Genomic DNA, 12847 nt, shown 5'->3' with positions numbered 1-12847 from the left:
AAAATATAGTCATGTATAAATGATGTTTGCTTATGTAAAAAAGAGGCAACTAGATCTTACCAATCTAGTTGCTCCAAGAAGTTATATACATCTTCGTGCAGCTCATCACGCTGTTTATCCAGCGTAATTACATGCGTGGAATCCTCGTACCATTTGATGTCTTTTAAATTTGACTCTACACCGTTATAAATAATGTTTGCGCTATCTGTATTAATCATTTCATCATGGCGTGCTTGAACGACAAACGTCGGTGCATAAATCATGTCAATGTTATTGCGTACATCACGAATTAAATCTTGCAGTGCTTTTAATGTATTCATCGGTGTTTGCTTAAACTCAAACATCTCTGCTTCAATTTGCTCTGGTGATTTACGCTCACGTTTTTTATATTCACGTGCGTATGCCAGTATACCTTGATACATGATTTCTTCACTCTTAATGTACATCGGTGCACACATTGGTACAACTCCGATAATTGGCATTGTATAAGCAAGCTTTAACGAAAAAACGCCGCCAAGCGATAAACCAACAGCTGCAATCTTTTCATATCCTTTATCTTTTAAATGTTGGTATGCTGCCATAACATCTTTCCACCAGTCTTCTGGACCTGTGTGCACAAGCTGCTCCGGCGGTACACCATGACCTTTATAAATCGGCGCATGACATGTATAGCCTTTTGTCTCTAAATAACGTCCGAGCATACGAACGTCTGCAGAGTTCCCTGTAAATCCATGTAATAGTAAAACTGCACGTTCTCCCGCCTCAAATGTAAACGGTTTTGGGGATGCTAGCTTCATTTCACGTTCTCCTTCTCTTCCTATAATGTAATCTTCATGTATGATCTATTTATAGTGTATCATAGTTTCTTTTCCATAATCTAATCAGAAACTTTTTCGATAAAAAATAAAAAAGATTCAACCCAAGAAGGCGAATCTTTTCTATTTATACTTGTAAATACGTAACGGCAAATGTTAATACGAAGAATAATACAGCAAGAACAACTGTAATACGGTTTAATACAGCTTCGATTCCGCGCGCTTTTTGCTTACCGAATAATTGCTCCGCTCCGCCGGAAATTGCACCGGATAAACCAGCACTCTTACTAGATTGCATTAATACAAGTACAATCAATAACAGTGATACAATAATAAGTAAAACTGATAAAAACGTATGCACTTTACATGCCTCCTAAAGTTTCAATTACTTTAAATGTATCATAAAATAATTGGAAAAGCGAGAGCGTCTCATGGGCTCTCACTCACCGAATACTTCACCAGATTAAATAAAAAACGCCGCAAACAACGGACCAAGTAAACATGTTAAGATTGCTGTTAATGTCATTGTTACTGACCCAATTACACCTTCATGCTCATTATTTTTCATCGCACGCATAACGCCCATAATATGGGATGCACAGCCAAATCCAATTCCTTTTCCAACAGAATTTGTCACTCTGCTCCATTTTAATAAAAGAGGACCAGTAATGGTTCCAGATACTCCTGCAACTACTACGAAAGCTGCTGTTAAAGATGGGACACCGCCAACTTCTTCTGACACACTCATGGCTACTGGCATCGTTACTGACTTCGGCAAAGAAGATAAAATCAAGCTTTTATCCGTTCCCATAATTGTTGCAATTATCATATCACTTGCAATTGCAACAATCGTTCCCACTAATACACCGCCAGCAATTGGTACAACATACTTCTTCAAAACGCTGCGTTGTTGATATAGAGGAATTGCAAATGCTACCACACCTGGACCAAGCAATTTCGAAATCCAGCCCCCGCCGCTTTGCATGTATTGTTGATAGGGTATATGGAATACAACTAACAACAAGATCATTAAAGCTGTTGCAACAAGCATAGGAACTGTAAACGGTGTTGGAATCCATTTATAAATCTTCTTTGACAGTTGATACAGTAAAGCTGTTACAATAATCCAACCAATTCCGATTACTATACTCATTGTGTCTCCTTTTCCTTTCTATTCGCAAGATATTGTCCTGTATGTCCTGCTACAACAATAATTAAAAACGTACTCGCGACAACAGTAATGCACAGCGAAATACCTTTATTCATAAAAAAAGAACCATAATTCATTAAACCAATGGTCGGAGGTATTAATAAAAATGGCATAAGAGCCATTAATGTTTCTGTTCCTAATTCAAACCATTTTACTGGAAGGACTTTTAAACCGAGCAATATGAGCAGCAAGAACATCCCTATTAAACTTCCTGGAATCGGGATATGCAGCACTCCTTGTATCCACGTGCCAATCATATTAAACACGTAAAGCGCTGCTATTTGGACAATAATTTTTGTAAATTTCATTTGTCTATCATCCTTCATTATACGATTCTTTATAATTTCTATATTTATCATAGTATAAATTGTAATAACCCGCAATTTCTCGAATTGACCAGGAAAACCGACCATGGTATGCGCTTACATTGGCATTTTTACTGTATTTGTAAACCGAATCAGAGGTAGAATAAAGTTATCGCAGTATAAAGTTTATATTTTCAGACTTTTTTAGTGAGAATTTAACACTGGAAATCGATTTAGTTATGAGATCATATATACATTAAAAACCTGTCTATAAACTGGATCATGCCTTTTTATATTTTTTCCATTTTTCTTGCTTTGTTAATACAAAAAAAATTGCCTTATAAAGCAATTGTACTCGTTTTTTAAAAAGGATTATTTTTATTTAAATTACTAAAGTCAACACGTGCAATTTCTTCCTGCTTTTTTATATTTTCTAAATAGGAGTTAATCTCTTGTTTACTCTTCAACGTAATAATAACCTTTTTAGAGCCTAGCGATTGAAAGAACTGTAATCGTTCAGCCATTTTTCTCTTACGAGGATAGTAAGTTGTGCATATGAACTTAATGAAATCCCAATCGATTTTTTCCTTACATCCTGCGCCCATATCAGGCCTTGTTTTTCCAATATTCGTTAACCAGCGCTTTATAACACGGTACAGGCATATATAGAGTGGAAGTTCTAAATAAATAATTGTATCAGCATGTTCTGCACGAATCTCAAAAGTATTGCTGTAATTTCCTTCTATAATCCATTGATGTTGATTTACAATATCCTGCTGTGCTGTTGAAAACTCTTCTATTGAAGCCTCTACCCAACCAGGCTTCCAATAGAAAGCATCTAAATGATAAACAGGTATATATAAGATTTCCGCTAAATTTCGTGCAAATGTTGATTTCCCTACACCTGCCGAAATTCCAATCACCATAATGCGATTCACCGCACATCAACTCCTTTTCCCCTTCTTTTTCCATTATAGGTTGGCTTTTAGATACTGAAAAGGAATTTTCCCCCATTTAAAATGAAACATAGTGTATGAGTCAAAAAACATATAAAAAACCTCCTATAAAAATAGGAGGTTAAAAAGCAATATCGATTGTACGACTAAGTTCAAATACTTACTACCTTACAGAAATTACTTCTTTAAGTTGTAGAAAGATTTTAAACCATCGTAAACAGCGATTTCGCCTAGTTCGTCTTCGATGCGTAATAATTGGTTGTATTTCGCAATACGGTCAGTACGGCTCATAGAACCAGTTTTGATTTGGCCAGCGTTCGTTGCAACTGCGATGTCAGCGATTGTAGCATCTTCAGTTTCACCAGAACGGTGAGATACAACTGCTGTATAACCAGCACGTTTAGCCATTTCGATTGCTTCGAAAGTTTCAGTTAAAGTACCGATTTGGTTAACTTTAATTAGGATAGAGTTAGCGATACCTTTTTCGATACCTTCAGCAAGTTTTTGCGTGTTCGTTACGAATAAGTCGTCACCAACTAATTGAACTTTGCCGCCAAGACGTTCAGTTAATAACTTGTGGCCGTCCCAGTCGTTTTCATCTAAACCATCTTCAATAGAGATGATTGGGAAGTCTTTGCAAAGCTCTTCATAGAAATCAACCATTTCTGCAGAAGTTAAGCCAGTGCGGCCTTCGCCTGCAAGGTCGTATTTACCAGTTTCTTTGTTATAGAACTCAGAAGAAGCAACGTCCATTCCTAGGAATACGTTTTCGCCAGCTTTGTAACCAGCTTTTTCGATTGCCTCGATGATTACTTCTAATGCTTCACGGTTAGAACCAAGGTTTGGAGCGAATCCACCTTCGTCACCTACTGCTGTGTTAAGACCTTTGTCATGTAATACAGCTTTTAATGCATGGAATACTTCAGCACCCATACGGATTGCTTCTTTGAATGTTGGAGCACCAACTGGTAAGATCATGAACTCTTGGAAGTCTACGTTGTTGTCAGCGTGAGAACCACCGTTGATGATGTTCATCATTGGAGTTGGTAATTGTTTTGCATTGAATCCGCCAAGGTAACGGTATAATGGAAGACCTACGTAGTCAGCTGCTGCGTGAGCTACTGCCATAGATACACCAAGGATAGCGTTAGCGCCTAATTTACCTTTGTTTGGAGTGCCGTCTAATTCGATCATAGCACGGTCAATTCCAGCTTGGTCAGTTACGTCGAAACCAATGATTTCTGGAGCGATAACTTCGTTTACGTTATTTACTGCGTTAAGAACACCTTTACCAAGGTAACGAGATTTGTCACCGTCACGTAATTCTACTGCTTCGTATTCACCAGTAGATGCACCACTTGGTACTAATGCGCGTCCGAATGCGCCGCTTTCTGTGTATACTTCTACTTCTACAGTTGGGTTACCACGAGAGTCTAAAACTTCACGAGCATAAATATCTAAAATTGCTGGCATATTATTTCTCTCCTTTTATATAAGTAATTATTTAATAATTGTTTTACCTGTCATTTCTTTTGGTTGTTCAACACCAAGAAGTGTAAGCATTGTTGGTGCGATATCTCCCAAAACACCGCCTTCACGAAGCTCAATACCTTCTTTTGTAACGATGAAAGGAACCGGGTTCGTTGTATGAGCTGTCATTGGCTGACCTTCTGGAGTTAACTCCTCATCAGCATTACCATGGTCAGCAGTAATAAGTGCTACACCATCTTTTGCAAGAATTGCTTCTACAACTTTTCCTAAACATTCGTCAGTTGCTTCTACTGCTTTAATTGTTGGTTCCATCATCCCAGAATGGCCAACCATATCACAGTTTGCAAAGTTTAGAATGATAACATCATGTTTGTCATTCTCAATTTCATTTACAAGAGCATCTGTTACTTCATAAATGCTCATTTCTGGTTTCAAGTCGTATGTTGCGACTTTTGGTGAATTAATTAAGATACGCTCTTCCCCTGGGAATTCAGCCTCACGACCACCGCTAAAGAAGAATGTAACGTGCGGATACTTTTCAGTTTCCGCAATGCGAAGTTGTTTTAATCCCGCTTGTGAAACAACTTCACCTAACGTATTGTCCAAGTTCATTGGCTTGAATGCTACATAACCTTTTACTGTTTCACTAAAGTGTGTCATACAAACGAATTCTGGAATGTGAGGTACTTTTTCACCACGATCGAACTCACGGAAGTCCTCGTCTGTAAATACACGAGCGATCTGAATTGCACGGTCTGGACGGAAGTTGTAGAAGATGATTGCATCATCATCATTGATTGTTGCAACTGGCGTTTCATCTTCATTTACCATTACAGACGGCAATACGAATTCATCGTAGATACCATTTGCGTATGAGTCATCCACACACTCATATGCTGTTTTGTAAGTAGGGCCTTCGCCGTTCACCATGGCACGGTAACATTTTTCAACGCGATCCCAACGCTTGTCACGGTCCATGGAGTAGTAACGACCGGAGATTGTCGCGAACTGTCCTACTCCTGTTTCTTTCATCACTTCATTTGTTGCATCGATATAACCTTTTGCTGTTTGCGGACCAACATCGCGGCCATCTAAGAATGCATGGATGTATACTTTCTCCACGCCTTCTTTTGCAGCTAAGCGAAGAAGAGCAAACATATGGTCAATATGACTATGTACACCACCATCAGAAAGTAAACCGAATAAATGAAGGGCTGTACCTTTTTCTTTCACGTGTTTCATTGCACTTTGGAATGTTTCATTCTGATTGAACTCACCTTCACGAATTGCAACGTTAACACGCGTTAAGCTTTGGTATACAACGCGGCCGGCACCAATATTTAAGTGACCTACCTCAGAGTTACCCATTTGACCCTCTGGAAGACCTACCGCCTCACCGCACGCTGTTAGTGTTGTGTGAGGGAACTTGTTCCAGTAGCCGTCGAAATTAGGTTTCTTAGCTTGTGCTACAGCATTCCCGTAAGTTTCTTCACGTAGTCCAAAACCATCAAGAATGATTAAAGCTGTTGGCTTTCTCATTTTACCGCCTCCAAAAGACCTAAGAAGGACGCAGGCTCTAAGCTTGCACCGCCAACTAAAGCACCATCGATATCAGATTGTGCCATATATTCTTTAATGTTTTCAGGTTTTACGCTGCCGCCGTATTGAATACGAACTGCTTCTGCAGCTGCCGGAGAAACAGCTTCAGCAACAACTTTACGGATGTGCGCACATACTTCGTTTGCATCTTGTGCAGAAGAAGATTTACCTGTACCGATTGCCCAAATTGGCTCATATGCGATAACAGTTACTTTTACTTGCTCTTCTGTTAAGCCTACAAGTGCTTTTTTCACTTGATCCCCTACAAGATCAAATGTTTTGCCGCTTTCGCGCTCTTCTAACGTTTCACCACAGCAAACGATTGGTGTTAAACCATGCTCAAATGCTGCTAACGTCTTTTTGTTTACTGTTTCGTCTGTTTCAGCAAACATTTCACGGCGCTCAGAGTGACCTAAAATTACATAGCTTACTTTTAAGTCGCTAAGTGCTACTGGGCTAATCTCACCAGTAAACGCACCGTTTTTCTCGAAGTGCATGTTTTGTGCACCTACTTGTAAGTCAGTTCCCTCTGCCTTCGCTACAAGACGCTCTAAGAAAAGAGCTGGAGAGCAAACAACTGCATCAACAGCTGCCCTAGCCGGGATTTGACCTTTTACTTCCTCTACGAAGCTAACTGCTTCAGATAGAGTTTTATTCATTTTCCAGTTACCTGCGATAATTGGTTTACGCATGCTTTGCACCGTCCTTTTTCTTGGCTGCTAATTATTTGTCGTTAAGACAAACTACACCAGGAAGTTCTTTACCTTCCATGAATTCTAATGACGCACCGCCGCCAGTAGAAATGTGGCTCATTTTATCAGCCATACCGAATTTTTCAACAGCTGCTGCAGAGTCACCACCGCCGATAACAGAGTATGTACCTTCTGCCTCTGCTAATGCTTGTCCTACTGCTTTTGTACCTTCTGCAAATGGAGCCATTTCGAATACGCCCATTGGTCCGTTCCATACAACAAGCTTAGAGTTTTTAATTACGTCTGCATAAATTGCACTTGTTTTTGGTCCAATATCCAAGCCTTCCCAATCAGCAGGAATAGAATCGATATCTACAACTTGTCGGTTTGCAGTTTCAGAGAAGTCATCTGCAACGACGCAATCAACTGGCATGTAGAAGTTTACACCTTTTTCTTTTGCAAGTTGCATAAACTCTTTTGCTAGTTCAATTTTGTCATCTTCACATAGAGACTTTCCAATTTCATGACCTGATGCTTTTACAAATGTATAAGCAAGTCCGCCGCCAATGATTAAGTTATCAACTTTATCAAGTAGATGACGTATTACACCGATTTTATCTTTTACTTTCGCACCACCGATGATTGCTGTAAATGGACGATCTGGATTAGAAAGTGCTTTACCTAGTACTTCTAATTCTTTTTCCATTAAGAAACCTGATACTGCTGGTAAGTAATCTGCAATACCTGCAGTAGAAGCATGAGCACGGTGAGCTGCACCGAATGCATCGTTTACGAAGATATCAGCAAGAGCTGCAAATTCTTTCGCAAGTTCAGCATCGTTCTTTTCTTCGCCCGCATAGAAACGCACGTTTTCAAGAACTAATACGTCGCCTTCGTTCATTGCTGCAACCATTTCTTGTACAGCAGGTCCGAATGCTTCGTCCGCTTTTTTCACGTCTTTACCAAGAAGCTCGCCTAAACGTACTGCTACTGGAGTTAGACGCATTTCTTCTACCACTTGTCCTTTTGGACGACCTAAATGGCTTGCTAAAATCACTTTTGCACCTTGCTCTACTAAATATTGAATTGTAGGAAGAGCTGCACGAATACGAGTCTCGTCTGTAATTTTGCCTTCTTTCATAGGTACATTGAAATCAACGCGGCAAAATACTCGTTTACCCTTTAAATCTACGTCACGAATTGATTTTTTGTTCATTGGATTTCCCTCCGACTAGTTAGGATTGACAAAACCCATTCAAAAGCTTATCACATTTGCTTATAAAACGAAAGAAGAGAGAGGGAATAAACCCTCTCCCTCGTTTTGTCATTAATTACGCATAAACTTATGAATTAAAGACCTTTAGAAGCGATATAGTCTACTAAATCAACTACGCGGTTAGAGTAACCAGTTTCGTTATCGTACCAAGAAAGTACTTTAACCATGTTACCTTCCATAGTCATTGTAGATAATGCATCAATTGTAGAAGAGTTTGTGCATCCGTTATAGTCGATAGATACTAATGGCTCTTCGCTGTATCCAAGGATACCTTTTAATTCGCCTTCAGCAGCTGCTTTGAATGCTGCGTTTACTTCTTCAACTGTTACTTCTTTCTCAAGTTCAACAACTAAGTCAACAAGAGATACGTTAGCAGTTGGAACACGAACTGCACCACCGTTTAATTTACCTTTAAGTTCTGGTAATACTAATGCTACTGCTTTAGCTGCACCAGTTGTAGTTGGAATCATGCTCATTGCTGCTGCACGTGCACGACGTAAATCTTTATGTGGTAAGTCTAAGATTTGTTGGTCGTTAGTGTAAGAGTGAATTGTAGTCATCATACCGCGTTTTACGCCGAATTTTTCATTTAATACTTTAGCAAATGGAGCTAAGCAGTTTGTAGTACAAGAAGCGTTAGAGATTACGTTATGATTAGCTGCATCGTATTGTTCGTGGTTAACACCCATAACAATTGTGATATCTTCGTCAGAAGCTGGTGCAGAGATGATAACTTTTTTAACTGTTCCACCTAAGTGTTTTTCAGCATCTGCTTTTTTAGTGAAGCGTCCAGTAGATTCTACTACTACTTCTACGCCGTAGTCGCTCCATGGTAATTGAGCTGGGTCACGCTCAGCGATAACTTTGATTTCTTTACCGTTAACAACGATGCTGTCGCCGTTAGCAGATACTTCTGCATTTACTGCTCCATGAACAGAGTCATATTTTAAAAGATGTGCTAATGTTTTAGCATCTGTTAAGTCGTTGATTGCTACTACTTCCACGTTAGGGTTGTTAAGAGCTGCGCGGAATACTACACGTCCGATACGGCCAAATCCATTAATACCAATTTTAGTCATTTGAATTTCCTCCTTGGGGGATGTATATTAAGGGTTATTTACCCTCTACTAACTGTTTTGCTGCACCTTCATCTGTGATGAGTAATGAAGTGTGTCCTTGTTTAATTACTGCTTGAATTGCTTTTGCTTTTGATGAACCTCCAGCAACTGCAACGACATGAGATACATGTTGTAAATCTTCAAGTTGCATGCCGACCGTTTGTACTTTATGAACGACTTCACCTTGTTCGTTAAAGTAATAACCAAACGCTTCACCGACTGCCTGCATTTCTTTAATTTTCATCCAATCTGCTTCTAAAGTACTTCGTCTACGCGCCATCGTTAAGGCATCACCGATTCCGTGAATGACAATATTGGAAGATCGAATCAACTCAAGAATTTCTTTCACAGAAGGTTCCGTTACAATGGATGCGTATGCTTCGCTGCTCACATGATCGGGAACATACAATAAACGATAGTTGCTCATCGTATTTTGTGCCATTTTCGCACAGATTGTGTTTGCTTCTAGCTCAACACTCTCTCCTATTCCACCGCGTGCTGGGACAAATAATGTATGTAAATCCCTGCAATCCAATTGCATCATATCAGCTACGGCAGCTATTGTTGTTCCTCCAGTCACAGCAACGATATTATTCGCTGTCAGACGATCTTTTATACAAGCAACACAAGCGCGGCCCATCTCGAGCTTAACCCAAGGTGATTCATCACTATCACCAGGGACAACGAAAACTTCATCCAAGTCTAATGTTTCCTTAAGCTGTTTTTCCAAAACCTTTAAACCTGAAATTTCTTTCATAAAGTCTTCCAAAGCAAGAACAACAGCTGTTCCTTCTTCTGTTAATGTCATTCCAGAAGTGGCGACGTGAACCAAGTTCTCTTCTTTCAAAACCTGTACTTCACTTCGTAATACTCGTTCTGTCATACCAAGACTTGCAGATAAGTTTCTTCTGCCAATAGGTTGTGTTAACCGAATGTACTGAAGAATTTGCATTCTTTTTTGCATAACAGGTAGCAGATCAGGTAATAATTTTTTCGTATACTGAATCCATGAGCGCATCATATTGTATCTCCTCACCACATTGGTTCATTCCCTATATGGTCATTATATGTCCCGTAGTGACAATTTGTGTCCCACATAGAGTAAAAAAATAATCCCTGCTACGGTTATTATTGTAACAGGAGATCCAAAGTTATTCAACTCTTATTGCACGAATTATGCTGTTTATTATGACATCTTTGTGAATGATTCCATATTCTACCTCTTCCCCTTCAATTTCAACGACAGGAATCATAAGATGATATTTTTCTAACAGCTGTTCATCCTCATAAATATTTATTTCCTTTAGATCAAATACATATTCAGTTTTCAGCTCTTGCAGAAGCTTTTTCGCCTTCTCACAAAGACCACATTCTTCTTTTGTATATAGAATAACCTCCATATTCATCACCTATACAATCGTTTTTCGCAGTGAAGACGCCGGAATGTTTAACTGCTCTCGATATTTCGCTACCGTTCTGCGCGAAACAACAATTTCATGTTCTTCCTCTAACATTTTTGAAATCTTTTGATCTGAAAGTGGTTTTTTCTTATCTTCTTTTCCCACAAACTCTTGAATAAGCTGTTTCACTCTCTTTGTCGAAATTGCTTCATCTTCTGTTGTCGCTACTGCATTACTAAAGAATGATTTCATCTCAAGTAAACCATATGGTGTTTGCACATATTTATTACGCGTTGCACGGCTGATTGTTGACTCATGGACACCTAATATCTCAGCTACCTCTTTTAATGCAAGCGGCTTTAAATATTGAGGACCATTCATAAAAAAGTCGCGCTGCTTTTCAATAATCACTTCCATTACTTTCAGGAGCGTTTGTTTTCTTTGTTTTAAACTGCGCATAATCCATTGTACATGCTGATATTTTTCAGATACATAAGAAGCGACGTCTCTTTCACTATTATGAAGGAGCTCACTATATTCTGCATGAATTTCAATTCTCGGCATATTACGTTCATTCATTTGAATTATCAAACGATTATCTTCTTTTTTCACCGCCATATCAGGCACGATGTACATCGGCTTTTCCGAAGAAAAAGCCAAACCTGGTTTCGGCTGCAGTGATGTAATCACATGAACAGCTTCTTGCAATTCTTCTGTACTACATTTTAGAACATTTACTAACTTGCGCCAATCTTTCTTTACAAAATATGCAAAATGTTCATCCACAATCATTTCTGCTAATGCACTCTTCTTTTGTAAGCGCTTTAATTGGATTGATAGACACTCCTGAATATTTCTTGCCGCTACCCCTGCTGGCTCTAACGATTGAACGAGCTCCATACATCTATTAACTTCTTCTACACATACTGATAATAACGCTGCTAATTCCTCATTTGTTTCTTGTAAATATCCGTTCTCATCCACATTTAAAATAATGAATGAGGCAATTTTCCTTTGTTCTTCATCTATTTTATAATACTGTAATTGACTAACTAAATGCTGTTGAATCGTCGTTGAATCTACACTATAAATTTCCATTTGATTCTCTGTTTGTTTACTTGTTGTTGTACTCTTTTTCTTCTCCCTGTCAAATCCACTCAACTCGATAAGGGGATTCTCCAGCGATTGCTCATACAAAAACTCCGTTAATTCCTGCACATTGTACTGGAGCATTGTAATCGCTTGTCTTAACTCTTGCGTCATTGCCAAACGTAAACTTTGTTCTTGTAAAAGACTTGCTTTCAACCTAATCTCCCCCTCACTTCTATTGTACAATAAGTTTCTCAAAAGGAGAATCCTTACAAAATACCAACATCCATATATTATTACTTCATATGTATTAATTAAGTTTATATATTACAACCAAAAAATAGGTGATACCGAAAGAAAATACCGAAATTTTAAAAATACTCATACACTTTATACCACATACTAATAGTAACTCCTATTTCAAGAAATAACAATTAAAAAGAGTAATTTAAGTATAATGAAGTTTCGTTATACTTAAACTACTCTTTTTCTCCTGTATATTCTAAGAACTTTATAAACAAACTAATAAAAAACCCTAACTTCAAAATTGAAGTTAGGGTTTTTTTACGCGCCCAGAGGGATTCGAACCCCCGGCAGACGTGGTACCGGAAACCACCGCTCTATCCAGCTGAGCTATGGGCGCATGAAATATATAATAGTATCATGTACTTACAACCGCAAGAGACACTTTCACACTGCTTTGCGTAATGTTTATTATACGATATCTTCGTTTTAGAAGCAATTACTTCTTATGTTGCAGCTTACAAAGCCACTCTTACATCCTACACTTCTCTTCCTTCAACCTTATCCGTTCATACAATAAAGAAACACCCGCGTCGATTAACGACGCAGGCGCTATAACTCAAATTATCAGGAGTAAATTCATAAATAACCGA

General features: G+C 38.7%; 13 protein-coding genes and 1 tRNA gene. All 14 read right to left on the bottom strand.

Translation table 11 applies throughout. The features are described 5' to 3' along the window. Positions 1-56: 56 nt before the first annotated feature. On the bottom strand, positions 57-797 hold the full coding sequence (locus AB1279_RS02080; RefSeq protein ID WP_429753173.1) for an alpha/beta hydrolase: 741 nt from the start codon (positions 795-797) through the stop codon (positions 57-59). Between the two features lie 145 nt (positions 798-942). Next, positions 943-1176: a preprotein translocase subunit SecG gene (gene secG / locus AB1279_RS02075; protein ID WP_336482343.1), complete on the bottom strand. Its 234-nt coding sequence runs from the start codon at positions 1174-1176 to the stop codon at positions 943-945. A gap of 102 nt (positions 1177-1278) precedes the next feature. Next, a complete protein-coding gene (locus tag AB1279_RS02070) occupies positions 1279-1968 on the bottom strand; it encodes an LrgB family protein (RefSeq protein ID WP_429757666.1) in 690 nt (229 codons plus the stop codon). Beyond that, complete coding sequence (locus tag AB1279_RS02065) at positions 1965-2333, bottom strand: CidA/LrgA family holin-like protein (protein WP_429757665.1); 369 nt, start codon at positions 2331-2333, stop codon at positions 1965-1967. Before AB1279_RS02065 ends, AB1279_RS02070 begins: the two co-directional genes overlap by 4 nt. 359 nt (positions 2334-2692) lie before the next feature. After that, positions 2693-3268, bottom strand: a complete 576-nt coding sequence (locus tag AB1279_RS02060) for a topology modulation protein (protein WP_429757664.1) — start codon at positions 3266-3268, stop codon at positions 2693-2695. A 195-nt stretch (positions 3269-3463) separates the two neighbouring features. Beyond that, positions 3464-4759: a phosphopyruvate hydratase gene (gene eno / locus AB1279_RS02055; RefSeq protein ID WP_429753169.1), complete on the bottom strand. Its 1296-nt coding sequence runs from the start codon at positions 4757-4759 to the stop codon at positions 3464-3466. A 27-nt stretch (positions 4760-4786) separates the two neighbouring features. Next, the gene (gpmI, locus tag AB1279_RS02050) at positions 4787-6316 is read right to left on the bottom strand and encodes a 2,3-bisphosphoglycerate-independent phosphoglycerate mutase (RefSeq protein WP_429753168.1); all 1530 of its coding nucleotides are present in this window, start codon (positions 6314-6316) and stop codon (positions 4787-4789) included. Then, positions 6313-7068 carry a triose-phosphate isomerase gene (gene tpiA / locus AB1279_RS02045; RefSeq protein ID WP_429753167.1) on the bottom strand — a complete coding sequence of 252 codons (756 nt, stop codon included), beginning with the start codon at positions 7066-7068 and terminating at the stop codon, positions 6313-6315. Before tpiA ends, gpmI begins: the two co-directional genes overlap by 4 nt. Before the next feature lie 31 nt (positions 7069-7099). After that, positions 7100-8284, bottom strand: a complete 1185-nt coding sequence (locus AB1279_RS02040) for a phosphoglycerate kinase (RefSeq protein ID WP_429753166.1) — start codon at positions 8282-8284, stop codon at positions 7100-7102. Positions 8285-8418: 134 nt separating this feature from the next. Further along, on the bottom strand, positions 8419-9423 hold the full coding sequence (gap, locus tag AB1279_RS02035) for a type I glyceraldehyde-3-phosphate dehydrogenase (protein WP_429753165.1): 1005 nt from the start codon (positions 9421-9423) through the stop codon (positions 8419-8421). A 34-nt stretch (positions 9424-9457) separates the two neighbouring features. Beyond that, positions 9458-10480, bottom strand: coding sequence for a sugar-binding transcriptional regulator (locus AB1279_RS02030; RefSeq protein WP_429761276.1), 1023 nt, complete (start codon positions 10478-10480; stop codon positions 9458-9460). Between the two features lie 133 nt (positions 10481-10613). Further along, positions 10614-10862 (bottom strand): glutaredoxin family protein, encoded by a 249-nt coding sequence (locus AB1279_RS02025; RefSeq protein ID WP_429757662.1) that lies wholly within the window; start codon positions 10860-10862, stop codon positions 10614-10616. Positions 10863-10871: 9 nt separating this feature from the next. Then, positions 10872-12167, bottom strand: a complete 1296-nt coding sequence (gene rpoN / locus AB1279_RS02020) for an RNA polymerase factor sigma-54 (RefSeq protein WP_429757661.1) — start codon at positions 12165-12167, stop codon at positions 10872-10874. A gap of 351 nt (positions 12168-12518) precedes the next feature. After that, positions 12519-12594: transfer RNA gene (locus AB1279_RS02015), tRNA-Arg, on the bottom strand. Between the last annotated feature and the right edge of the window lie 253 nt (positions 12595-12847).

It is taken from the genome of Bacillus sp. S14(2024) (genome assembly GCF_050473785.1).
GTDB lineage: Bacteria > Bacillota > Bacilli > Bacillales > Bacillaceae_G > Bacillus_A > Bacillus_A yunxiaonensis.
This window is presented reverse-complemented; position numbering and strand designations above follow the sequence as displayed.